This is a genomic window from Rahnella sp. 1L-D-7-B-C2 (assembly GCF_057290995.1).
This window is the reverse complement of sequence record NZ_JBXAVQ010000011.1, coordinates 95,043-118,547: the sequence shown is the minus strand read 5'-3', so window position 1 is coordinate 118,547 and position 23,505 is coordinate 95,043. Positions and strand designations below refer to the sequence as shown.

The following is a 23,505-nucleotide window of genomic DNA, read 5'->3' as shown; positions in this document are numbered from 1 at the left end:
AAATGCATTACTGTGATAACTCTGTAGGCAATCGTTCGCAATATGAATTATAGAAACCTAAAAATGAAAGCCCTTCTCCTCGTTGTTAGCCTAGTCGTGATTCGCGTGGTGGTGATTATTATCCCACCGTGCGGGGCTGCACTTGGACGAAGAAAGGCTTATTAAACAAGCCTGAACCTGAAAAGAAACCCCGCACCGAAAGGTCCGGGGTTTTTTTTTGGTTCGGCGATTTCAGTGAACAATGAAGCGAGGTCGGAAAATGAGCAACAGCATAATGTTCTGCACTTGTCGCAAGAAGGCAGGAGAATAAGGATGAACGGAGCACAGTGGGTAGTACAAGCGTTGCGTGCGCAGGGGGTAGATATGGTGTTTGGTTATCCCGGCGGGGCAATCATGCCGGTATACGATGCACTGTATGACGGCGGCGTTGAACACCTGTTGTGCCGGCACGAGCAAGGTGCCGCAATGGCCGCCATAGGCTATGCCCGTTCAACCGGCAAAGTCGGCGTGTGTATCGCCACTTCCGGTCCCGGCGCCACTAACCTGATCACCGGTCTGGCTGACGCGCTGCTCGATTCTGTCCCGCTGGTCGCCATCACCGGCCAGGTCGGCTCTGCCTTCATCGGCACAGACGCCTTTCAGGAAATCGACGTTTTAGGATTATCTCTGGCCTGCACAAAACACAGTTTTTTGGTCGAATCACTGGATGCACTGCCGGAAATCATGGCCGAAGCCTTCGCCATCGCCAGCTCCGGCCGTCCAGGCCCGGTGCTGATCGACATTCCGAAAGATATCCAGCTGGCGACCGGTGAACTGCCGCCACACCTGCTGGCCGTCGAAGAATCCTTCCCGCATCCGGCGGCTGAACTGGAACAAGCCCGCGCAATGATCGCCGCTGCGCAAAAACCGATGCTGTATATCGGCGGTGGCGTTGGCATGGCGCAGGCCGTTCCGGCGTTACGCGAATTTATCTCGACCACCGGTATTCCGGCGGTGGCGACGCTGAAAGGTCTGGGGGCACCTGATGCCACTGACCCATGTTATCTGGGCATGTTGGGTATGCACGGCACCAAAGCGGCCAATCTGGCGGTACAGTCTTCTGATTTGCTGATCGCCGTCGGTGCGCGTTTCGATGACCGGGTGACCGGCAAGCTGAACACCTTCGCACCGCACGCCGCCGTTATCCATATGGATATCGATCCGGCTGAGCTGAATAAATTGCGTCAGGCACACGTCGCGTTACAGGGCGATTTGAATGCGCTGTTACCGGCGCTGCAACAACCACTGAGCATCAACGCATGGCGTGATGAAGTCATGACCCTGAAAGCGCAGGGCGAATGGCGTTACGATCATCCTGGCGAGGCCATTTACGCGCCGCTGCTGCTGAAACAAATCTCCGATCGCAAAGATGCCAATACCGTGGTGACCACCGACGTCGGCCAGCATCAGATGTGGACTGCGCAACACATGCAGTTCTCTCGTCCTGAAAACTTCATCACCTCCAGCGGTCTGGGCACGATGGGCTTTGGCGTACCTGCTGCTGTCGGTGCGCAGGTTGCACGCCCAGACGATATGGTTATCTGCGTTTCGGGCGATGGCTCCTTTATGATGAATGTGCAGGAGCTGGGCACCATTAAGCGAAAACAGTTGCCCGTAAAAATCCTGCTGCTGGATAACCAGCGGTTAGGGATGGTTCGACAGTGGCAGGAACTGTTCTTCGACGGACGCTTCAGTGAAACCAACCTCTCAGATAACCCCGATTTTGTGACGCTGGCCAGCGCATTCAATATCCCCGGCCAACGTATCAGCCGTAAAGACCAAGTCGATGCCGCACTGGATGCCTTTTTCAACAGCAAAGGCCCGTATTTGCTTCATGTCTCCATCGACGAAAATGAAAATGTCTGGCCTCTGGTGCCACCGGGCGCAGGCAACGAAACCATGTTGGAGAAAATGTCATGATGCAGCATAACGTCTCAATCCAGGCCCGTTTCCGCCCTGAAATGTTGGAGCGCGTATTACGCGTTGTTCGCCACCGTGGTTTTCAGGTCTGTGCGATGAACATGACCCCGATGGTCAATGCGGAAAATATAAATATCGAATTGACCGTTGCCAGCCAGCGGCCGGTAGATTTACTGTCTTCACAGTTACGCAAACTTATGGATGTCGCCTGTGTCGAAATCCAGCAACACACATCACAACAAATACGCGCGAACGCGTGAGTAATAGGGACGAATAGAATGACGAAGAAAGCTGATTACATTTGGTTCAATGGCGAGATGGTTCCGTGGGCGGAAGCAAAGGTTCACGTGATGTCCCATGCGTTGCATTACGGCACTTCCGTTTTCGAAGGCGTGCGTTGCTACGACTCCCATAAAGGCCCGGTCGTCTTCCGCCATCGTGAACATATGCAGCGTCTGCGCGATTCCGCAAAAATCTACCGTATGCCGGTTTCACAGAGCGTTGATGAGCTGATGGAAGCCTGTCGCGAAACGCTGCGTAAAAACAATCTGGTCAGCGCGTATATTCGTCCGCTGGTGTTTGTGGGTGATGTGGGTATGGGCGTGAACCCGCCGGATGGTTACAAAACTGACGTCATCATCGCCGCCTTCCCGTGGGGCGCCTATCTGGGTGAAGAAGCCCTAGAGCAGGGTATCGACGCAATGGTTTCCTCATGGAACCGCGTCGCAGCCAACACCATTCCTACTGCCGCTAAAGCCGGTGGTAACTACCTGTCCTCATTGCTGGTCGGCAGCGAAGCACGCCGCCACGGTTATCAGGAAGGGATCGCGCTGGATATTCACGGCTACGTCTCAGAAGGCGCGGGCGAAAACCTGTTCGAAGTGAAAGAAGGCATCCTGTTCACACCGCCGTTTACCTCTTCCGCACTGCCGGGTATTACCCGCGATGCAATCATTAAACTGGCGAAAGACATGGGTCTGGAAGTTCGCGAGCAGGTGCTGTCCCGTGAATCTCTGTATCTGGCTGACGAAGTGTTCATGTCGGGTACTGCGGCGGAAATCACCCCGGTGCGCAGCGTTGACGGCATTCAGGTCGGTATCGGCAAACGCGGTCCGGTCACCAAACAAATTCAGGATGCGTTCTTCGGCCTGTTCACCGGCAAAACTGAAGACAAATGGGGATGGTTGGACCCAATCAACCCGCAGTAATCTAAAGAACAAGAATGATGCAGGTGGCGATTTTGCTGCCTGCTAAACAGAAATGATTTGGAGTGAACTGAGCATGCCTAAGTACCGTTCCCATACCACCACTCATGGCCGCAACATGGCTGGCGCCCGCGCTTTATGGCGTGCCACCGGCATGACCGATGACGATTTCGGCAAGCCAATTATTGCTGTCGTTAACTCCTTTACCCAGTTCGTACCGGGCCACGTGCACTTGCGCGATCTGGGTAAACTGGTTGCTGAGCAAATCGAAGCGTCCGGCGGCGTGGCAAAAGAATTCAACACTATCGCGGTGGATGATGGTATCGCGATGGGTCACGGCGGCATGCTGTATTCATTGCCTTCACGTGAACTGATCGCCGATTCGGTCGAATACATGGTGAACGCGCACTGCGCCGATGCCATGGTCTGTATTTCCAACTGCGACAAAATCACCCCCGGAATGCTGATGGCGTCATTGCGCCTGAATATTCCGGTGATCTTTGTTTCCGGCGGTCCGATGGAAGCCGGTAAAACCAAACTGTCTGACAAAATCATTAAGCTCGATCTGGTCGATGCCATGATTCAGGGCGCAAACCCGAACGTCAGCGACGCCGACAGCGAGCAGATCGAACGTTCTGCCTGCCCGACCTGCGGCTCCTGTTCCGGTATGTTTACCGCCAACTCCATGAACTGTCTGACCGAAGCGCTGGGGCTTTCACAGCCGGGTAACGGTTCATTGCTGGCCACGCACGCTGACCGTCGCGAATTGTTCCTGAATGCCGGTCGCCGCATCGTTGAGCTGACTAAACGCTATTACGAAAAAGATGACGAAACCGCATTGCCACGCAACATCGCCAGCAAAGCGGCTTTCGAAAATGCCATGACGCTGGATATCGCGATGGGCGGCTCGACCAACACTGTTCTGCATCTGCTGGCTGCCGCGCAGGAAGGTGGAATCGAATTCGATATGATCGATATCGATCGTCTGTCACGCGTCGTACCGCACCTGTGTAAAGTGGCACCAAGCACGCCGAAATATCATATGGAGGACGTTCACCGCGCCGGTGGCGTACTGGCAATTCTGGGAGAACTGGATCGCGCGAACCTGCTGAACCGCGACGTCAAAAACATCCTTGGCCTGACTCTGACGGAAACGCTGAATCAGTACGACATCATGCTGACCAAAGATGAAGCCGTGAAAAAAATGTTCCGCGCCGGTCCCGCCGGTATCCGCACCACGCAGGCGTTCTCACAAGATTGCCGCTGGGACACGCTGGATGATGACCGCGCCGAGGGCTGTATCCGCTCGCTGGAAAATGCGTTCAGCCTGGAGGGCGGTCTGGCCGTGCTGTACGGCAATATTGCCGAAGCCGGCAGTATCGTGAAAACCGCAGGCGTGGATAAATCCAACCTGACCTTCCGGGGTCCGGCCAAAGTTTACGAAAGCCAGGACGACGCCGTGAGCGCGATCCTCGGTGGTAAAGTCGTTTCGGGCGACGTCGTAGTTATCCGCTACGAAGGGCCAAAAGGCGGGCCGGGTATGCAGGAAATGCTGTATCCGACTACCTATCTGAAATCCATGGGCCTTGGTAAAGAGTGTGCGCTGATCACCGATGGTCGTTTCTCTGGCGGCACATCTGGTCTGTCGATTGGTCACGTTTCTCCTGAAGCGGGCAGCGGCGGCATGATTGCGCTGGTTGAGGATGGCGACTTCATCGACATCGACATTCCAAATCGCAGCATGGTGCTGGACGTTCCGGCAGCCGAACTGGCAGCGCGTCACGCAGCAGAAGAGGCTCGTGGCGATCAGGCGTGGACGCCAAAGAACCGTGTGCGTGAAGTCTCCTATGCGCTGCGTGCTTACGCCATGCTGGCGACCAGTGCCGATAAAGGCGCCGTTCGCGACAAGTCTAAGCTGGGAGGCTAAAGGCCATGGCGGTATCTCAACCTTTGCCCGACCAGCCGTGCGGCGCTGAATATCTGCGCGCCGTGCTGCGTGCGCCGGTGTATGAAGTCGCACAGGTGACCCCTTTGCAGGTCATGGAAAAGATCTCTTCCCGGCTGGGTAATACCATTCTGGTGAAGAGGGAGGACCGCCAGGCTGTTCACAGTTTTAAACTGCGCGGCGCGTATTCCATGATAGCCAGTCTGACCGAAGAACAGGCTTCCCGCGGCGTGATTACGGCCTCAGCCGGTAACCACGCGCAGGGTGTTGCGCTTTCAGCCACCAAAAAAGGCATCAAGTCTCTGATAGTGATGCCGGTGGCGACTGCGGATATCAAAGTCGATGCGGTGCGCAGTTTCGGTGGCGAAGTATTGCTGTTTGGTGCGAATTTTGATGAAGCCAAAGGCAAAGCCATCGAGCTTTCGCAGCAGCAGGGTATGACGTTTGTTCCGCCGTTTGACCATCCTGCGGTGATCGCCGGTCAGGGCACGCTGGCGATGGAACTGCTGCAACAGGATGCGCATCTCGATCGCGTATTCGTGCCGGTCGGCGGCGGCGGTCTGGCGGCGGGCGTTGCCGTATTGATCAAACAGCTGATGCCGCAGATCCAGGTAATTGGCGTCGAAGCCGAAGATTCTGCCTGCCTGCGTGCAGCGCTGGATGCCGGTGAACCTGTTGATCTGGCGCGCGTCGGGCTGTTTGCCGAAGGCGTGGCGGTGAAGCGTATCGGCACCGAAACCTTTCGTCTGTGCCGTGAATATCTTGATGATGTGATAACCGTCGACAGCGATGCCATCTGCGCCGCAGTGAAAGATTTGTTCGAAGACGTGCGTGCTATCGCCGAGCCTTCCGGGGCGCTGGCGCTGGCCGGACTGAAGAAATACGTGCAGCAGCACAACATTCAGGGCGAGCGTCTGGCGCACGTGCTTTCGGGCGCGAACGTCAACTTCCACGGTTTACGTTACGTATCGGAACGCTGCGAGCTGGGCGAACAACGTGAAGCGCTGCTGGCGGTGACCATTCCTGAGCGCAAAGGCAGCTTCCTAAAATTCTGTCAGCTGCTGGGTGGCCGTTCGGTGACCGAGTTCAACTACCGTTATGCCGATGCAGATAACGCCTGCATCTTCGTGGGCGTGCGTCTGACGCGTGGCCATGCAGAGCGGTTGGAAATCATCGACGAGCTGAATCGCGATGGCTATCAGGTGGTGGATCTTTCTGATGATGAAATGGCGAAACTTCACGTGCGTTACATGGTGGGCGGACGTCCAACCAAGCCTTTGCGCGAGCGGCTTTACAGCTTTGAGTTCCCGGAATCACCGGGTGCTTTGCTGAAATTCCTGCACACTCTGGGCACGCACTGGAATATTTCCCTGTTCCATTACCGCAGCCACGGCACCGATTTCGGCCGCGTGCTGGCCGCGTTTGAGCTCAATGAGCAGGAACCGGAGTTCGAACAGAACCTGAAGGCGCTGGGCTATGACTGCCATAACGAAAGTGATAATCCTGCGTTCCGCTTCTTCTTAGCGGGTTAAAAATAAAACGGGACCCTGAAAAGCGTCCCGTTTTTTATTACCGGAAACAGTCAGAGCAGTTGCCAGAATGCGTCGATAAGCGGTTCGTTCAGGCGTTTTTTCTGCACGCAGACGCCCAGCTCCAGCGGTGCGCCGACGGTGACGTTATCCAGCACCGTAATGCGGTTACGGATGGATTCCGGGCTGTTATCGACGACGACCGAGGGGATTAGCGCAATGCCGCAGCCGAGCGCCACCATCGAGACAATCGCTTCGTGGCCGGAGACGGTGGCATAAATCAGCGGATTGCTCAGACGGTTTCGTTTGAACCAGATGTCGATGCGTTTTCGCGCCGGTCCGTGTTCCGGAAGAATGAACGGGATTTGCGACCAGTCGGGGTGCGGTTCGCTGGCCTGAGTCCGCACCGCGCAGGGCAGGGACGGCGAAATCAGGATCATCGGAATTTCGCCGATTTTGGTGAAATCAACACTACCCGGTAAGGTTTCAGGATGCCCGGCGATGCCTAAATCCGCTTCGGTGGATTGCACTTTTTCGACCGCATCGGCGGCATCACCGGTAGTAAGTTTGATTTCGACCAGCGGATGCTGCGCCCGGAAACGGTCAAGGATCGGCGGAAGATGGCTGTATGCGGCGGTGACTGAGCAGAACAAACGCAGTTCGCCGCTCAGCGTCGGGCCATGCTGATCCAGCCCGCTGCGCAGTTGCTGGTAATGCAGTAGCGTCTGCTGGGCAAAGTTTTTCAGTTGTTCACCCGCACTGGTCAGTTGCACGGTGCGGTTATCACGCTGAAACAGCGGCTGGCCGAGTTCTTCCTCCAGCCGTTGGATCTGGCGCGACAGCGTTGACGGGCTGACATGCATCGCTTTCGACGAACGGCCAAAATGGCGGCTTTCCGCCAGATGCAAAAACAGTTTCAGATCACGTAAGTCCATAAAGATTTCCCGGCTCTTTAGTTTCACAGATGACAAAATAAGAGTATTGCAGATTTTGCAACGTCATCTTCGTAATATATCAATTTAAGCAATGTGTCGCATGACATATAGTGAATTCACGGCGTTCACTGGTTCACCGGTGAAACAAAAAATAACAGCACTTACCTCGAAAGAACGGAGCAAGACATGGCTAACTATTTCAACACACTGAACCTGCGTCAGCAGCTGGCACAACTGGGCAAATGCCGCTTCATGGGTCGCGATGAATTCGCTGACGAAGCCAGCTACCTCAAAGGTAAAAAAGTGGTGATTGTGGGCTGTGGCGCACAAGGTTTGAACCAGGGTCTGAACATGCGTGATTCTGGTCTGGATGTGTCATATACCCTGCGTGCTGAAGCGATTGCTGAGAAACGTGCTTCATGGCGTAAAGCGACAGAAAACGGTTTCAAAGTTGGCACCTACGAAGAACTGATCCCGCAGGCGGATCTGGTGGTTAACCTGACTCCGGACAAACAGCACAGCGCAGTGGTTAAAGCGGTTCAGCCCCTGATGAAAGACGGCGCGACACTGGGCTACTCTCATGGCTTCAACATCGTTGAAGTGGGCGAGCAGATCCGTAAAGACATCACCGTGGTAATGGTTGCTCCGAAATGTCCGGGTACTGAAGTCCGTGAAGAGTACAAACGTGGTTTCGGCGTTCCAACGCTTATCGCCGTTCACCCGGAAAATGATCCAAAAGGCGAAGGCATGGCGATTGCTAAAGCCTGGGCTGCGGCGACCGGCGGCCATCGTGCCGGCGTTCTGCAATCTTCTTTCGTTGCTGAAGTAAAATCTGACCTGATGGGTGAGCAGACTATTCTGTGCGGTATGTTGCAGGCCGGTTCTCTGCTGTGCTTCGACAAACTGGTCGCTGACGGCGTTGATGAAGCCTACGCAGAAAAACTGCTGCAGTTCGGCTGGGAAACCATCACCGAAGCGCTGAAACAAGGCGGCATCACGCTGATGATGGACAGACTGTCTAACCCGGCGAAACTGCGTGCTTATGCGCTGTCCGAGCAACTGAAAGAGATCATGGCGCCGCTGTTCCAGAAACACATGGACGACATCATCTCGGGTGAATTCTCCAGCGGCATGATGGCTGACTGGGCGAATGACGACAAAAACCTGCTGACATGGCGTGAAGAAACGGGCGCTACCGCGTTCGAAAACGCGCCACAGTTCGACGGTAAAATTTCCGAGCAGGAATACTTCGACCACGGCGTTGTGATGATTGCGATGGTGAAAGCGGGCGTTGAGCTTGCCTTCGAAACCATGGTGGCGTCCGGCATCATCGAAGAATCTGCTTACTACGAATCACTGCATGAACTGCCGCTGATCGCCAACACCGTTGCGCGTAAGCGTTTGTACGAAATGAACGTGGTTATCTCTGATACCGCAGAATACGGTAACTACCTGTTTGCTAACGCAGCAGTACCGTTGCTGAAAGAGTTCATGACCACCCTGCAGGCGGGTGATTTGGGTAAATCTGTTGCCGAGACTCAGGTTGATAACGCGCAGCTGCGTGATGTTAACGAAGCTATCCGCAACCACCCAATCGAGTCAATCGGCCGCACCCTGCGTGGCTATATGACTGATATGAAACGCATTGCTGTAGCAAGTTAAGATTTCCCTGCAACGCGAAGTATTTTGGGTTGCGAGAGAGATATAAAAAGGGCACTGCATGAAAATGCGGTGCCCTTTCTTTTTTACTGCTCACTGCGCCGAAACGGAAACTCAGTTGCGGTACAGAATCTTGATAATGTGGTAACCAAACTGGGTATGCAGCGGGCCTTGTGGCTCGATAAGCGGCGCAGAGAATACCACTTTATCGAAAGCAGGTACCATGGCGCCTTGCTTGAATTCGCCCAGATGACCGCCTTTTTTACCTGACGGGCAGGTAGAGTGTTTTTTTGCCAGCTTTTCGAAATCGCCGCCGTTTTTCAACTGAGCCAGAATTTCATTCGCCTGTTCTTCTTCCTTTACAAGGATATGCATTGCTGCTGCGGTTTTTGCCATGATTGAGACCTTTTCTTGAGATGTGTTCCAGAGGCGTAATGTAACATTTGCAACTGCGCATGTGGACTCCGGCCTGCATTCCAGAGATAACAAATTGGGCGGTAAAGCCTGTCAATCTCAGGCGACGTTTCTGCTACAATCGCCGTCCTTGTCTATCCGGTGAGCAAAAATACGCCATGCGATTAAACCCCAGCCAACAACACGCCGTCGAATTCGTCACCGGACCCTGCCTGGTTCTGGCGGGTGCTGGCTCCGGTAAAACCAGGGTAATTACCAATAAAATCGCGCACCTGATCCGAGAATGTGGCTATCAGGCCCGTCATATTGCGGCCGTCACCTTTACCAACAAAGCCGCGCGTGAAATGAAAGAGCGTATCGGGCAAACCCTCGGGCGCAAAGAAGCGCGCGGTTTGCTGATTGCCACGTTCCATACGCTTGGTCTTGAAATCATTAAGCGCGAATTCGCTGCGCTGGGCATGAAATCTAACTTCTCCCTGTTCGACGATCAGGACCAGCTGGCGCTGCTCAAAGAGCTGAGCGAAAAGTGGCTGGAGAACGATAAAACGTTGCTTCAGCAGCTGGTTTCGACGATCTCAAATTGGAAAAACGATCTGGTCGATCCGTCTCATGCCGCTGGTCTTGCGCGATCCGAACGCGATCAGATCTTCGCGCACTGTTACAGCCTTTATCATGACCACATGCGCGCCTGTAATATTCTCGATTTCGATGACCTGATCCTGCTGCCGACGTTATTGTTGCAGAAAAACGAAGAAGTGCGCGAACGCTGGCAGAACAAATTACGCTATCTGCTGGTGGATGAATATCAGGACACCAATACCAGCCAGTACATGATGGTGAAACTGCTGGTCGGCAACCGTGCGCGGTTTACCGTGGTCGGCGATGACGATCAGTCCATCTACTCCTGGCGTGGCGCGCGCCCCCAAAATCTGGTGCTGCTGAAAGAAGATTTTCCCCAATTACAGGTCGTTAAGCTTGAGCAAAACTACCGCTCGACGCAGCGCATACTGAAAGCCGCCAACATTCTGATCGCCAATAACCCGCACGTTTTCGAGAAACGTCTGTTCTCTGAACTGGCCTACGGCGAATCGCTGAAAGTGGTGACGGCCAACAATGAAGATCATGAAGCTGAGCGCGTGGTCGGCGAGCTGATCGCCCATCATTTCATTAACAAAACGCAGTATGGCGATTACGCTATCTTGTACCGCGGGAATCACCAGTCGCGCCTGTTCGAAAAAATGCTGATGCAAAACCGCATCCCTTACCGTATTTCCGGCGGCACGTCGTTCTTTTCTCGTCCTGAGATTAAAGACCTGCTGGCGTATCTGCGTGTTCTGACCAACCCTGACGACGACAGCGCATTCCTGCGCATCGTCAACACGCCACGCCGCGAAATCGGTGCGGCGACCTTGCAGAAGCTCGGCGAGTGGGCGAATCAGCGCAACAAAGGCCTGTTTAAAGCCAGCTTCGACATGGGGCTAAGCCAGTCGCTGACCGGGCGCGGGCTTGAATCTTTACAACGCTTCACCCACTGGATGGGCTCGATTTCCGATTTGGCCGAACGCGAGCCGGTAGCCGCCGTGCGGGATTTAATTCACGGCGTCGATTACGAAAGCTGGCTGTTCGAAACGTCACCGAGCCCGAAAGCAGCAGAAATGCGCATGAAAAACGTCAATCAGCTGTTTAGCTGGATGACCGAAATGCTCGAAGGCACCGATCTGGATGAGCCGATGACGCTCACTCAGGTGGTGACGCGCTTTACGCTGCGCGACATGATGGAGCGGGGGGAAAATGAAGAAGAACTGGATCAGGTTCAGCTGATGACGCTGCACGCCTCGAAGGGGCTGGAATTCCCGTATGTCTATCTGGTTGGCATGGAAGAAGGTTTGTTGCCGCACCAGAGCAGCATTGATGAAGACAATGTAGATGAAGAGAGGCGTCTGGCGTACGTCGGTATTACCCGCGCGCAGAAAGAGCTGACCTTTACGCTGTGTCGCGAACGTCGCCAGTACGGCGAGCTTATCCGCCCTGAGCCGAGTCGTTTCCTGATGGAGTTACCGCAAGACGATCTGGCGTGGGAAAGCGAGCGTAAGGTGGTGAGTGCGCAGGAGCGAATGGTGAAAGGGCAGAGTCATCTGGAGAAAATCCGCGAACAGCTGGCGAAAGCCAAAGGCGGAAATTGAAAGATTAAGATGTAAAAAAGGCAGGGGATCAACCCTGCCTCAATAATTTACTGATTAATCAGGAAAATCAGCGTTGCTCTTCAACAAACAGAGGCCAGTGGACATAACTTTGCCAGTGGCTTTCCTGCTCTAACTCTTCGGCGCGCAGCGGATGCTGTTCCAGCCAGCCCTGTGGCACAATCACACTCAGTTCATCATCATTCGCACGTAAACGCACGGCAGGCAATGTGTCGTCACGGCGACGGCTGGCGAAGATGATCGCCAGTCGCAGAATGCGGCAAAGGCGCTGCGCCAGACGCGGCGGCAGAGCATTCTGCTCATTGAGCAAAGGTAAATCGAGCGTGCCGTTTTGATTCTGCAACAGCGTCGCCAGCAGTTTTTTCTGTGCCGGCGTGAAACCCGGTAAGTCCAGGTGACGGATCAGGTAGGCCGCGTGTTGCGGGGCTTTTTTGAAATCGACACTCAAACCAATTTCGTGGATCAGACAGGCGCTGTTAAGTAACTCACGGGCGCGGGCATCCAGCTTCCATTCCTGTGACACCTGTATCGAGAAGTTCTCGGCCAGCTGTGCCACCCGTTGCGCCTGTTCGTTATCCAGCAGGTAGCGACGTTGCAGATTTCGCAACGTGCGTTGACGGATATCCTGTTCGATCGGCAGATGCAGCATTCCGTACACCAGACCTTCGCGCAATGCGCCACCGGCCAGTGTCATGGTTTCGATATTCAGGGTTTTGAAGATGGCGATGAGAATCGACAGTCCGCTTGGGAAAACCAGCGCACGTTCCAGCGTCAGACCTTCAATTTCCAGCTCTTCCAGTTTGCCGCACTGAATCGCGCGCTGTTTGAGCTGCTGAAGTTTCGGCAACGTGATGCGCTCGTCCATGCCTTGCGCCACCATGATTTCCTGCAAAGCCTGCACCGTGCCGGAGGCGCCGACGCAAATCTGCCAGCCGTTAGCGATAAGATCTGGCGCAACGGGAAGGATCATGTCGATCGCGGCCTGTTCGGCCTGATCGAAGTTTTCCTTCGCCAGATTGCGATCGCTAAAATAGCGCTCAAGCCACGTGACGCAGCCCATCGGCAAACTGAACAGCGTGGTCGCCTGCGCGCCAACACCGGTCACTAACTCGGTGCTGCCGCCGCCAATATCGACCACCAGACGTTTATCCGGGCCACCCGTGGTATGGGCGACACCGTGATAAATCAGACGGGCTTCTTCTTCCCCGGCGATAACCTGAATCGGGCAGCCGAGAATCTCCTGCGCTTTGCCGAGAAATTCCTCGGCGTTGCTGGCAAGCCGTAAGGTGGCGGTCGCCACCACGCGGATTTGCTCGCGCGGGATATCCTGCAATCGTTCAGAGAACAATTTCAGGCATTGCCAGCCGCGTTGCATCGCTTCCTGAGAAAGCAGGTTTTGCTTATCCAAACCTGCGGCCAGACGCACTTTGCGCTTTATTCTGGCGAGGGTCTGGATACTGCCTGCCACCTCACGAACAACCAGCATATGAAAGCTGTTAGAGCCCAGATCGATTGCTGCGTAGAGTGAGGTGGAGCTTAGCATAGGTTATCAGCCCGGACGTTTACGGTTGCTACGCGGTGCGCTGCTGCGACGCGAAGACGAGTTGCTGTTACGGCGCGGACCGTTGCCGGTACGTGCACGTGCCAGACGTTTCGGAGCAGGCAAATCGGTTAACAGTGCTTCGCTGCTGTATTTGCTGACCGGAATGCTGTGGCCGGTATAGGTTTCGATTGCCGTCAGGTTCAGCGCATATTCTTCACACGCCAGGCTGATGGAGTGACCGCTCAGGCCAGCACGGCCGGTACGGCCAATGCGGTGAACGTAGTCTTCACAATCATCAGGTAAGTCATAGTTGAAGACGTGTGTCACGGCAGGAATGTGCAAGCCACGTGCGGCTACGTCAGTCGCCACCAGAATATCCAGCGTGCCTTTGGTGAAGTCTTCCAGAACGCGCAGGCGCTTTTTCTGAGGAACGTCACCGGTCAGCAGACCCACGCGATGTCCGTCGGCAGCCAGATGGCCCCAGACGTCTTCACAACGGTGCTTGGTGTTAGCGAAAATAATGCAGCGGTCTGGCCACTCTTCTTCAATCAGCGTCTGTAACAGGCGCATCTTTTCTTCATTAGAAGGGTAGAACAGCTCTTCCTGAATACGGTGACCGGTTTTTTGTTCCGGTTCGATCTCAATCGACTCGGCATTATTCATGTTTTCGAACGCCAGCTCTTTCACACGCCAGGAAAGTGTTGCGGAGAACAGCATGTTCAGACGTTGAGTGGCAGGCGGCATCCGGCGGAAGATCCAGCGGATATCTTTGATGAAGCCCAGATCGAACATGCGGTCTGCTTCATCCAGTACCACCACCTGAATCGCGCCCAGGTCGATGTGGTTCTGTTTTGCATAATCGATTAAACGGCCAGTGGTTCCAATGAGGATATCCACGCCGCTTTCCAGCACTTTAAGCTGTTTGTCGTAACCGTCGCCGCCGTATGCCAGACCTAATTTCAGCCCGGTAGACTCGGATAAAGCTTCGGCATCAGAGTGGATCTGCACAGCCAGTTCACGCGTCGGTGCCATGATCAAGGCACGCGGTTGGTTGGTCTTACGACCTTCCGCAGCGGGGTGAGAAAGCAGATAATGGAAAGTAGACGCTAGAAAAGCCAGCGTCTTGCCGGTACCGGTTTGCGCCTGACCTGCAACATCACGCCCAGCGAGCGTGATTGGCAAAGCTAATGCCTGGATAGGTGTGCAGTAATGGAACCCTTTCTTTTCAAGGGCTTCTACTGCAAGCGGGTGCAGGGCGAAGTCGGAAAACTTCTTTTCGGTCAAGTGTGTTTTGCTCATAGTGTGGTAGAATATCAGCTAACTATTGCTTTACGAAAGCGTATCCGGTGAAATAAAGTCAACCTAATGTTGGTTAATGCTACATCAACAAGGTAAAGATAATCCTTTGGAGTAGAACATGAGCGATAAAATTATTCACCTTACCGATGACAGTTTCGACAACGACGTATTGAAAGCCGAAGGGCTGGTGCTGGTCGATTTCTGGGCAGAGTGGTGTGGTCCTTGCAAGATGATCGCTCCGATTCTCGATGAAATTGCCACTGAGTTCGAAGGCAAGCTGACCATCGCGAAGTTGAACATTGATGAAAACCCAGGTACTGCACCTAAATACGGCATCCGTGGTATTCCTACCCTGCTGTTATTTAAAGGCGGCGAAGTCGCAGCAACTAAAGTTGGCGCACTGTCGAAAGGTCAGCTGAAAGAGTTCTTAACAGCTAATCTGTAAGCGGTCGGGATGACCCAGTTCAGGTGTTTAGCGGGCTGCCGTGTTTTTCACAATGTCCGCTAGACGCCTGTCAAGAAGCGTGCTAAGTTTACGCTTACTGCAAATAGAGCTTACCTGTAGTTTGATTCTTACGTTTTACTCTGTTGTGTCAAAAACATCTGCCTGATAGTTTCTTTGAATAAAAATTATATTGAACTGGCACTGTGCTTGACCATCTAACGGTTTTGAAAAAATCGGCTTTAAGACACCTCAATATCAGTTTGCCCCTCTAGAATCGCCCGCTGGCGACTGCCATCGGCTGGATTTTTAAGCTGTTATTTGAGTGTTGTTCTACACAAACAGGCACGGATGACCCTGCCATACCCATTCACGACAGATGTTCGAGACATACCCCGAGTTTAAGAACCCACCATTATGAATCTTACCGAATTAAAGAATACGCCGGTCTCTGACCTGATTGCACTCGGCGAAAATATGGGACTGGAAAACCAGGCCCGCATGCGCAAGCAAGACATTATCTTTTCAATATTGAAGCAGCATGCTAAAAGCGGAGAAGACATCTTCGGTGATGGCGTACTGGAGATATTGCAGGATGGATTTGGTTTCCTCCGCTCCGGCGACAGTTCCTACCTCGCAGGCCCCGACGACATCTACGTATCTCCCAGCCAAATCCGCCGCTTCAATCTTCGCACTGGCGACACCATTTCCGGTAAAATCCGCCCACCTAAAGAAGGTGAACGCTATTTTGCCCTGTTGAAAGTTAATGAAGTTAACTTCGACAAACCAGAAAACGCCCGCAACAAAATCCTGTTTGAAAACTTAACCCCTCTGCACGCAAACTCTCGTCTGCGCATGGAACGTGGTAACGGTTCAACCGAAGATTTGACCGCTCGCGTACTGGATCTGGCTTCCCCAATTGGTCGTGGTCAACGTGGTCTGATTGTCGCTCCGCCGAAAGCCGGTAAAACCATGCTGTTGCAAAATATCGCGACCAGCATTGCGTACAATCATCCTGACTGTGTACTGATGGTTCTGCTGATTGACGAACGTCCGGAAGAAGTGACCGAGATGCAGCGTCTGGTGAAAGGCGAAGTTATTGCATCCACCTTTGACGAACCGGCTTCCCGCCACGTTCAGGTAGCCGAAATGGTTATCGAAAAAGCGAAACGCCTGGTCGAGCATAAAAAAGACGTCATCATCCTGCTCGATTCCATCACCCGTCTGGCTCGTGCCTACAACACCGTGGTTCCTGCTTCAGGTAAAGTCCTGACCGGTGGTGTGGATGCGAACGCCTTACACCGTCCAAAACGTTTCTTCGGTGCAGCACGTAACGTGGAAGAGGGCGGAAGCCTGACCATCATCGCGACCGCGCTGGTCGATACCGGTTCTAAAATGGATGAAGTTATCTATGAAGAATTTAAAGGTACCGGCAACATGGAACTGCATCTGGCGCGTAAAATCGCTGAGAAGCGCGTGTTCCCTGCTATCGACTACAACCGTTCTGGTACGCGTAAAGAAGAGCTGTTGACCACGTCTGAAGAGTTGCAAAAAATGTGGATCCTGCGCAAAATCATCCATCCAATGGGTGAGATCGATGCGATGGAATTCCTCATCAACAAGCTTGCCATGACCAAAACCAATGACGACTTCTTCGATATGATGAAACGTTCGTAATTTGGTGTAAAAGTCAGCTAACGCCACGCTAAGCCGTGGCGTTTTTTGCTTTTGGTCGCTACCATTATGCGACTTAGGAGAAACAGTCAGTTTATTCGGATAATAGCTGATGGCTTTTCCATTGCCCTTTCTTTATTTTGTCGACGGACTCCCTGATAACATGAAGAAAGGGCAACAGATAAGGTATTGCCTGAGACAAAACCATAACTGTCACCCCCTGGATTAGATGTAAGGCTGTGAGGTTTATGATGTTCTTGTGCTCAATTCCACGCACCTTATTTTTGCAGAGATCTCTTAACTGTGAACCTACTCACTATGAGTACTGAACTCGTCATTGTTTTCTTATTTTCATTCCTGTTTTTACTTGTTGCCAGAAAGGTAGCGACCAAAATTGGTCTGGTCGATAAACCCAATTTCCGCAAACGCCATCAGGGTCTGGTACCACTGGTAGGCGGCATCTCTGTTTTCGCCGGGATCTGCTTCACCTTTTTCATTACCGATTACCGCATTCCCCACGGCCAACTTTATCTACTCTGCGCAGGAGTATTGGTGCTGGTTGGGGCGCTGGACGATCGATATGACATCAGCGTGAAAATTCGCGCGCTGGTGCAGGCCGGTGTTGCCGTCGCCATGATGAGCTTCGCCAACCTGACCTTGCGCAATCTCGGGCACCTGATTGGTCCCTGGGAAATGGTGCTCGGGCCGTTTGGCTATCTCTTCACGCTTTTCGCCGTCTGGGCTGCAATTAATGCATTCAATATGGTTGATGGTATCGACGGCCTGTTAGGCGGGCTTTCCTGTGTCAGTTTCGGTGCTATGGGCATCATCATGTACGACAGTGGCCATATGGATCTGGCGCTGTGGTGCTTCGCGATGATTGCGGCCACACTTCCCTATATTCTTCTCAATCTGGGCATCTTAGGCCGCCGCTATAAAGTCTTTATGGGCGATGCCGGCAGTACGCTGATTGGCTTCACAGTGATTTGGATCCTGTTGCAAAGTACGCAGGGGGAATCGCATCCGATGAATCCGGTCACCGCGCTTTGGCTTATCGCCATCCCTCTGATGGATATGATTGCTATTATGTACCGACGTCTGCGCAAAGGGCTGAGTCCGTTCTCGGCTGACCGCCAGCATATTCATCATTTGATCATGCGCGCCGGTTTTACTTCCCGTCAGGCATTTGTTTTGATCACCGTCGCTGCGGCGCTGCTGGCGGCAATTGGCGTCATTGGTGAGCATCTGCCGCTGGTGCCTGAATGGCTGATGTTAGTATTATTTTTCTTCGCGTTCCTGCTTTATGGCGTGTGTATTAAACGCGCCTGGCGGGTTGCACGGTTTATTAAACGGGTAAAAAGGCGTTTGCGCCGCTCCACCGTTCACTAATATTTATAACCCGAGGCTTACTGGCTGTGGATAAATCAGAAATGACAAGTAACCAGAATGAACGCGCCATCGAAAATGAACTCGATATCCGCGGCCTTTGCTGCATCTTATGGAATGGTAAGTTGTGGATTGCGGGTCTGGGGATCCTCTTTGCTCTCGTGGCGCTCGGTTCGTCCTATCTGATGAAGCAGGAATGGAGTGCCACCGCGATCACCGATCGTCCGACGGTGAACAACCTGTCGTCCTATTTCTCGCAGGCGCAGTTCCTGCGTAATCTGGATATGCGCAATGCGCCGCAGACTGACTCCAGCCGCCCGCCGATTTCTGATGAATCCTATAACGAATTTGTGATGCAGCTGGCGGCCTACGACACCCGCCGAGATTTTTGGCTGCAATCGCCGTATTACAAGCAGCATCAGGAAGGCGACGCGCGGGCAAATGCCGTTTTGCTTGATGATCTCGTTAACGATATTCAGTTCACCGCGCGCGACGGTCTGAAAGTCCCGAATGACATCGTCAAACTGACTGCAGATAACTCCGTCGATGCCAATAAGTTGCTGCGCCAGTACGTGAATTTCGCCAGCGCCCGCGCATCCCAGCACCTTTATGATGAACTTCAGGGCGCATGGGCCGCGCGTACGCAGTCGATGAAAGCGCAAGTGAAGCGTCAGGAAGAAGTCGCGCAGGCCATTTTCAAACGTACTGCGAACAATACGGAGCAGGCGCTTAAAATCGCCCAGCAGCAGAATATCAATAAGAGTGTGACGGACACGCCAGCCGAAGAATTGCCAGACTCCGACATGTTCCTGTTAGGCGTCCCGATGTTGAAAGCGCGTCTGGAACTGCTACAAGCTTCCGGTCCGGGGTACGATCTGGAGTATGATCAGAACCGTGCGATGCTTTCTACGCTCAATGTCGGCCCGACGCTGACTGCAAAGTTTCAGACTTACCGTTATCTCAGAACGCCTGAAGAGCCTGTAAAACGTGACAGCCCGCGCCGCGTATTTTTAATGATCATGTGGGGTGTTGTCGGTGGTTTAATCGGGGCTGGCGTTGCCCTGACGCGTCGCAAAAATAAGAGAAACACATTGTGAAAGTGTTGACGATTTTCGGCACCCGTCCGGAGGCCATAAAAATGGCGCCGCTGGTGCATGCTTTGTCGCAAGATGCGGCATTTGAATCCAGAGTTTGTGTCACGGCACAGCACCGTGAAATGCTCGATCAGGTATTACGTCTGTTTGAAATTACCCCCGATTATGATCTCGACATCATGAAACCGGGGCAGGGTCTGACTGAAATCACCTGTCGCATTCTGGCCGGGCTGAAACCCGTGCTGGATGATTTCAAACCGGATGTCGTGCTGGTTCATGGCGATACCACGACTACGCTGTCAGCTAGCCTGGCCGCGTTTTATCATCAGATCCCGGTCGGTCACGTTGAGGCCGGATTACGTACCGGCGATCTTTCATCGCCGTGGCCGGAAGAAGCCAACCGTCTGCTGACGGGGCATCTGGCAACGTGGCATTTTGCACCGACCGAAAATGCCCGCGCGAATTTACTCAAAGAAAATATCCCTGGCCAGGGTATTTACGTCACCGGCAATACGGTGATTGATGCCTTACTGTGGGTCAGGGATCGCTTCAGCGGCGATACCTCCCTGGCGCAACAGCTCGCCGCGAGTTACCCCTTCCTTGATGCCGACAAAAAACTCATTCTGGTTACCGGCCATCGTCGTGAGAGCTTCGGCGGCGGGTTTGAGCGGATCTGTTCCGCGCTGGCCGATATCGCCCGCCAGCATCCTGATGTTCAAATTGTCTATCCGGTTCACCTCAATCCTAACGTCAGTGAGCCGGTGAACCGTATCTTGCATGGTATCGACAACATTGTGCTTATCAATCCGCAGGATTACCTGCCGTTTGTCTATCTGATGGATAAGGCCTATTTGATCCTTACCGATTCCGGTGGCGTGCAGGAAGAAGCACCGTCGCTGGGCAAACCGGTGCTGGTGATGCGCGAAACCACGGAGCGCCCGGAAGCCGTCGATGCCAAAACGGTCAAGCTGGTCGGAACGGATCCCGCCAGAATTGTGGAAGAAGTGAACCGTCTGCTGACGGATGAAAATGAATACAACAGCATGAGCCGGGCACACAATCCTTACGGTGACGGCCATGCGTGTCACCATATTCTTGACGCACTGAAAAATCATTGGGTATCACAATGAGTTTTAATACGATCTCTGTTATCGGACTGGGCTACATCGGTCTGCCTACCGCCGCCGCGTTTGCTTCGCACCAGAAAAAAGTGATCGGTGTGGACATCAATCAGCATGCGGTCGACACCATTAATCGCGGGGCGATTCATATTGTCGAACCGGATCTCGATCTGCTGGTGAAGCGGGCCGTCGAAGACGGATTCCTGCGCGCCGTGACCACGCCGGAACCCGCAGACGCTTTTCTGATTGCCGTACCGACGCCTTTCAAAGGCGATCATCTGCCCGACATGAAATTCGTCGAATCCGCCGCGCTTTCTCTGGCGCCGGTGCTCAAAAAAGGCGATTTGATTATTTTGGAATCGACTTCTCCCGTTGGTGCGACCGAGAACATGGCCGCATTGCTGGCAGAAGTGCGTACCGACTTGACCTTCCCGCAGCAGGCAGGGGAGCAGGCTGACATCAACATCGCTTACTGCCCGGAGCGCGTTTTGCCGGGGCAGGTGATGGTCGAGCTGATTAAAAATGACCGCGTCATCGGCGGCATGACTGCGCTGTGTTCGCAGCGTGCGAGTGAACTTTACAATATTTTCCTCAAAGGCGAATGTGTCGTCACCAACTCCCGTACCGCTGAAATGTGCAAGCTGACTGAAAACAGCTTCCGTGATGTGAACATCGCATTCGCCAATGAGCTTTCGCTGATTTGTGATGCGCAGGGCATCAATGTGTGGGAGCTGATCGGCCTGGCAAACCGCCATCCGCGCGTCAATATTTTGCAGCCGGGACCGGGTGTGGGCGGCCATTGTATCGCCGTCGACCCATGGTTTATCGTCGCACAAAACCCGGAGCTGGCGCGCATTATCCGCACCGCGCGGGAAGTGAACGACAGCAAACCCTTCTGGGTGGTTGACCGGGTGAAAGCGGCGCTGGCAGATTGCCTGACGACTACCGGCAAACGCGCAGCCGATGTCAAAATCGCCTGCTTTGGTCTGGCGTTTAAACCGAACATCGACGACCTGCGCGAAAGCCCGGCCGTTGAAGTCACGCATTTGATTGCCGACTGGCATGCCGGAGAAACCTGGGCAGTTGAGCCGAACGTGCATCAGCTGCCAGCCTCTCTGGCCGAAAAAGTGACGTTACATGCGCTGGATGATGCGCTGAAAAACGCCGATCTGCTGGTGATGTTGGTCGATCACGCTTCCTTCAAAGCGATCCCCGCCGCTCAGATTGAGCAGTCGTGGATTGTGGATACCAAGGGCGTATGGCGATAAGCCTGCGCGGCAATGTTGATTCCCTCGACTGGGAGAGTGAGTTCTTCCAGTTGCAGAGCGCGAAGCTGACGCTCGATGCCGCCGCGCCTGAAGTCACGCTACAGGATTTTGTGCCGTATGCGCTGGTGCAGGCGAAAGTAGACGCCGATCTGACGGATACGCTGGATGCCCTCTCGGCGCTGGGTTTCCGGCTGGCAGAAGGTGAAACCGACGTTTGTGTGGCGACAGGCTCGCAGGACGCCGCGCTTACCGCCGGACGTCTGGCCATACCTGAAGAAATTGCGGATGTGGTGAGTATCGCCCGCCTGGCATTCCGGTTAAGCCGTTTTCGTGCGCCGTGGTATCACCCGCAGGACAGCGCGCGTTTCTACGCGATGTGGGCGGAGAAAGCGGTGCTCGGCACCTTCGACCATCTTTGCCTGTGGGCAGATGACGAACAGGGTAACGGGCTGGGCTTTGTGACGCTGCGAAGGCTCTCGCCGGACGAAGCAAGAATTGGCCTGCTGGCCGTCAGACCTGAATGTCAGGGACGGGGGGCGGGCAGGAAATTAATGGCGGCTGCGAAACGTTGGTGTGCCGAACAGGGAGTGTCGCGTTTACACGTCGCCACCCAAACCGGCAATCTCGCAGCCTTAAACCTTTATCTCGCCAGCGGTGGCAAAGTCACGCGCGCGGCGTACTGGCTGTACAGGTGAAACAATGATCCCTTTTAATGCGCCTCCGATCGTAGGTACTGAAATTGATTTCATGCGTGAGGCGATGAGCAGCGGCAAATTATGCGGTGACGGCGGCTTTACCCTGCGCTGCCAGCAATGGTTCGAACAGCGTTTTCACTGCCCGAAAGTGTTGCTGACGCCGTCCTGTACGGCTTCTCTTGAAATGGCCGCGCTGTTGCTCGATATCCAGCCCGGCGACGAAGTGATCATGCCGAGCTTCACCTTTGTTTCCACCGCCAATGCGTTCGTACTGCGTGGTGCGAAAATTGTGTTTGTCGATATTCGCCCGGACACGATGAACATCGACGAAACCCTGATTGAAGCCGCCATCACTGACAAAACCAAAGTGATTGTGCCTGTGCATTACGCCGGAGTGGCCTGTGAAATGGACACCATCATGGCGCTGGCCGAAAAGCATCGACTGTTTGTGGTGGAAGATGCCGCGCAGGGTGTGATGTCAACGTACAAAGGTAAAGCGCTGGGCACCATTGGCCATATCGGCTGTTTCAGTTTCCATGAAACTAAAAACTACACTGCCGGTGGCGAAGGCGGCGCGACGCTGATTAACGACGCAAAACTCATCGACCGCGCGGAAATCATTCGTGAAAAAGGCACCAACCGTAGCCAGTTCTTCCGGGGACAAGTGGATAAATATACCTGGCGCGATATCGGCTCAAGCTACCTGATGTCGGATTTGCAGGCCGCGTATCTGTGGGGAAATCTGGACGCCGCTGAGAAAATTAACCAGCGCCGGCTGTGCATCTGGAACGAGTATTACGAAGCCTTGCAGGATCTGGCCGATGCAGGCCGCATCCAGCTGCCGGGCATTCCGCAGGATTGTGTGCAGAACGCCCACATGTTCTATGTGCGCCTGAAGGATATCGAAGATCGCGATGCCTTTATCCGCCACATGAAAGCCGCGGATATTCTTACCGTCTTCCATTATATTCCGCTGCACGCCTGCCCGGCGGGTGAAAACTTTGGCCGTTTCGACGGCACTGACCGCTTTACCACGCAGGAAAGCGAACGTCTGGTGCGCCTGCCGTTGTTCTACAACATGACCGACGACACGCAGCGCACGGTGATTGCGGCCATGCTGCAATACTTCGCCTGAT

The 23,505-nt window shown here is 53.9% G+C and carries 20 protein-coding genes; 16 read left to right on the top strand and 4 right to left on the bottom strand.

Annotated elements, in window-relative coordinates:
- Window positions 1–63: 63 nt before the first annotated feature.
- The 6 genes from ilvL (at window position 64) to ilvA (ending at window position 6,641) form a co-directional block, all read left to right on the top strand.
- Window positions 64–165 (top strand): ilv operon leader peptide, encoded by a 102-nt coding sequence (gene ilvL, locus AC0Z7K_RS17355; protein WP_112165468.1) that lies wholly within the window; start codon window positions 64–66, stop codon window positions 163–165.
- A gap of 147 nt (window positions 166–312) precedes the next feature.
- Window positions 313–1,959 carry an acetolactate synthase 2 catalytic subunit gene (ilvG, locus tag AC0Z7K_RS17350; RefSeq protein WP_485615303.1) on the top strand — a complete coding sequence of 549 codons (1,647 nt, stop codon included), beginning with the start codon at window positions 313–315 and terminating at the stop codon, window positions 1,957–1,959.
- Window positions 1,956–2,219 carry an acetolactate synthase 2 small subunit gene (gene ilvM, locus AC0Z7K_RS17345; RefSeq protein WP_013577547.1) on the top strand — a complete coding sequence of 88 codons (264 nt, stop codon included), beginning with the start codon at window positions 1,956–1,958 and terminating at the stop codon, window positions 2,217–2,219. Before ilvG ends, ilvM begins: the two co-directional genes overlap by 4 nt.
- Before the next feature lie 18 nt (window positions 2,220–2,237).
- Window positions 2,238–3,167 carry a branched-chain amino acid transaminase gene (locus AC0Z7K_RS17340; RefSeq protein ID WP_104924025.1) on the top strand — a complete coding sequence of 310 codons (930 nt, stop codon included), beginning with the start codon at window positions 2,238–2,240 and terminating at the stop codon, window positions 3,165–3,167.
- Between the two features lie 73 nt (window positions 3,168–3,240).
- Window positions 3,241–5,091, top strand: coding sequence for a dihydroxy-acid dehydratase (ilvD, locus tag AC0Z7K_RS17335; RefSeq protein WP_413531067.1), 1,851 nt, complete (start codon window positions 3,241–3,243; stop codon window positions 5,089–5,091).
- 5 nt (window positions 5,092–5,096) lie between these two features.
- The gene (gene ilvA, locus AC0Z7K_RS17330; RefSeq protein WP_413531068.1) at window positions 5,097–6,641 is read left to right on the top strand and encodes a threonine ammonia-lyase, biosynthetic; all 1,545 of its coding nucleotides are present in this window, start codon (window positions 5,097–5,099) and stop codon (window positions 6,639–6,641) included.
- 50 nt (window positions 6,642–6,691) lie between these two features.
- Here the strand turns inward: ilvA and ilvY are convergent, their stop codons facing one another.
- A complete protein-coding gene (gene ilvY / locus AC0Z7K_RS17325; protein ID WP_413531069.1) occupies window positions 6,692–7,573 on the bottom strand; it encodes an HTH-type transcriptional activator IlvY in 882 nt (293 codons plus the stop codon).
- A gap of 186 nt (window positions 7,574–7,759) precedes the next feature.
- On the opposite strand from ilvY, the gene ilvC reads away from it, so the two are divergent.
- Window positions 7,760–9,235 (top strand): ketol-acid reductoisomerase, encoded by a 1,476-nt coding sequence (gene ilvC / locus AC0Z7K_RS17320; RefSeq protein WP_056772344.1) that lies wholly within the window; start codon window positions 7,760–7,762, stop codon window positions 9,233–9,235.
- A 111-nt stretch (window positions 9,236–9,346) separates the two neighbouring features.
- Here the strand turns inward: ilvC and ppiC are convergent, their stop codons facing one another.
- A complete protein-coding gene (gene ppiC, locus AC0Z7K_RS17315) occupies window positions 9,347–9,628 on the bottom strand; it encodes a peptidylprolyl isomerase PpiC (RefSeq protein WP_112165480.1) in 282 nt (93 codons plus the stop codon).
- A 176-nt stretch (window positions 9,629–9,804) separates the two neighbouring features.
- Between ppiC and rep the strand changes: the two genes are divergently transcribed.
- Entirely contained in the window at window positions 9,805–11,829 is a 2,025-nt protein-coding gene (gene rep / locus AC0Z7K_RS17310; protein WP_485615301.1) for a DNA helicase Rep, read from the top strand.
- Between the two features lie 67 nt (window positions 11,830–11,896).
- On the opposite strand, the gene gppA is transcribed toward rep, so the two are convergent.
- Together gppA and rhlB are read right to left on the bottom strand one after the other, a co-directional pair.
- Window positions 11,897–13,390, bottom strand: a complete 1,494-nt coding sequence (gppA, locus tag AC0Z7K_RS17305) for a guanosine-5'-triphosphate,3'-diphosphate diphosphatase (protein WP_485615300.1) — start codon at window positions 13,388–13,390, stop codon at window positions 11,897–11,899.
- A 6-nt stretch (window positions 13,391–13,396) separates the two neighbouring features.
- On the bottom strand, window positions 13,397–14,689 hold the full coding sequence (gene rhlB / locus AC0Z7K_RS17300; RefSeq protein WP_112165487.1) for an ATP-dependent RNA helicase RhlB: 1,293 nt from the start codon (window positions 14,687–14,689) through the stop codon (window positions 13,397–13,399).
- A gap of 118 nt (window positions 14,690–14,807) precedes the next feature.
- On the opposite strand from rhlB, the gene trxA reads away from it, so the two are divergent.
- From trxA to rffA, 8 genes are all read left to right on the top strand, one after another.
- Complete coding sequence (trxA, locus tag AC0Z7K_RS17295; RefSeq protein WP_013577537.1) at window positions 14,808–15,134, top strand: thioredoxin TrxA; 327 nt, start codon at window positions 14,808–14,810, stop codon at window positions 15,132–15,134.
- A gap of 414 nt (window positions 15,135–15,548) precedes the next feature.
- Window positions 15,549–16,808: a transcription termination factor Rho gene (rho, locus tag AC0Z7K_RS17290; RefSeq protein ID WP_056772325.1), complete on the top strand. Its 1,260-nt coding sequence runs from the start codon at window positions 15,549–15,551 to the stop codon at window positions 16,806–16,808.
- 300 nt (window positions 16,809–17,108) lie between these two features.
- Window positions 17,109–18,194: a UDP-N-acetylglucosamine--undecaprenyl-phosphate N-acetylglucosaminephosphotransferase gene (gene wecA, locus AC0Z7K_RS17285; RefSeq protein WP_485615299.1), complete on the top strand. Its 1,086-nt coding sequence runs from the start codon at window positions 17,109–17,111 to the stop codon at window positions 18,192–18,194.
- 41 nt (window positions 18,195–18,235) lie between these two features.
- Window positions 18,236–19,288, top strand: a complete 1,053-nt coding sequence (gene wzzE / locus AC0Z7K_RS17280) for an ECA polysaccharide chain length modulation protein (RefSeq protein ID WP_485615298.1) — start codon at window positions 18,236–18,238, stop codon at window positions 19,286–19,288.
- Window positions 19,285–20,415, top strand: coding sequence for a non-hydrolyzing UDP-N-acetylglucosamine 2-epimerase (gene wecB / locus AC0Z7K_RS17275; protein WP_485615297.1), 1,131 nt, complete (start codon window positions 19,285–19,287; stop codon window positions 20,413–20,415). The genes wzzE and wecB overlap by 4 nt, the downstream gene beginning before the upstream one ends.
- Window positions 20,412–21,674, top strand: coding sequence for a UDP-N-acetyl-D-mannosamine dehydrogenase (gene wecC, locus AC0Z7K_RS17270; RefSeq protein ID WP_413531075.1), 1,263 nt, complete (start codon window positions 20,412–20,414; stop codon window positions 21,672–21,674). The genes wecB and wecC overlap by 4 nt, the downstream gene beginning before the upstream one ends.
- Window positions 21,665–22,369 (top strand): dTDP-4-amino-4,6-dideoxy-D-galactose acyltransferase, encoded by a 705-nt coding sequence (gene rffC / locus AC0Z7K_RS17265; RefSeq protein ID WP_485615296.1) that lies wholly within the window; start codon window positions 21,665–21,667, stop codon window positions 22,367–22,369. Before wecC ends, rffC begins: the two co-directional genes overlap by 10 nt.
- A gap of 4 nt (window positions 22,370–22,373) precedes the next feature.
- Complete coding sequence (gene rffA, locus AC0Z7K_RS17260) at window positions 22,374–23,504, top strand: dTDP-4-amino-4,6-dideoxygalactose transaminase (RefSeq protein WP_413531077.1); 1,131 nt, start codon at window positions 22,374–22,376, stop codon at window positions 23,502–23,504.
- Window position 23,505 lies beyond the last annotated feature (1 nt).

Coding starts and splice junctions, on each gene's coding strand:
- ilvL (WP_112165468.1), top strand. CDS start 64: ATGAAAGCCCTTCTCCTCGTTGTTAGCCTAGTCGTGATTCGCGTGGTG.
- ilvD (WP_413531067.1), top strand. CDS start 3,241: ATGCCTAAGTACCGTTCCCATACCACCACTCATGGCCGCAACATGGCT.
- ilvG (WP_485615303.1), top strand. CDS start 313: ATGAACGGAGCACAGTGGGTAGTACAAGCGTTGCGTGCGCAGGGGGTA.
- rffA (WP_413531077.1), top strand. CDS start 22,374: ATGATCCCTTTTAATGCGCCTCCGATCGTAGGTACTGAAATTGATTTC.
- trxA (WP_013577537.1), top strand. CDS start 14,808: ATGAGCGATAAAATTATTCACCTTACCGATGACAGTTTCGACAACGAC.
- rho (WP_056772325.1), top strand. CDS start 15,549: ATGAATCTTACCGAATTAAAGAATACGCCGGTCTCTGACCTGATTGCA.
- wecC (WP_413531075.1), top strand. CDS start 20,412: ATGAGTTTTAATACGATCTCTGTTATCGGACTGGGCTACATCGGTCTG.
- wzzE (WP_485615298.1), top strand. CDS start 18,236: ATGACAAGTAACCAGAATGAACGCGCCATCGAAAATGAACTCGATATC.
- ilvC (WP_056772344.1), top strand. CDS start 7,760: ATGGCTAACTATTTCAACACACTGAACCTGCGTCAGCAGCTGGCACAA.
- ilvM (WP_013577547.1), top strand. CDS start 1,956: ATGATGCAGCATAACGTCTCAATCCAGGCCCGTTTCCGCCCTGAAATG.
- rhlB (WP_112165487.1), bottom strand. CDS start 14,689: ATGAGCAAAACACACTTGACCGAAAAGAAGTTTTCCGACTTCGCCCTG.
- gppA (WP_485615300.1), bottom strand. CDS start 13,390: ATGCTAAGCTCCACCTCACTCTACGCAGCAATCGATCTGGGCTCTAAC.
- ilvA (WP_413531068.1), top strand. CDS start 5,097: ATGGCGGTATCTCAACCTTTGCCCGACCAGCCGTGCGGCGCTGAATAT.
- ppiC (WP_112165480.1), bottom strand. CDS start 9,628: ATGGCAAAAACCGCAGCAGCAATGCATATCCTTGTAAAGGAAGAAGAA.
- rep (WP_485615301.1), top strand. CDS start 9,805: ATGCGATTAAACCCCAGCCAACAACACGCCGTCGAATTCGTCACCGGA.
- AC0Z7K_RS17340 (WP_104924025.1), top strand. CDS start 2,238: ATGACGAAGAAAGCTGATTACATTTGGTTCAATGGCGAGATGGTTCCG.
- rffC (WP_485615296.1), top strand. CDS start 21,665: ATGGCGATAAGCCTGCGCGGCAATGTTGATTCCCTCGACTGGGAGAGT.
- ilvY (WP_413531069.1), bottom strand. CDS start 7,573: ATGGACTTACGTGATCTGAAACTGTTTTTGCATCTGGCGGAAAGCCGC.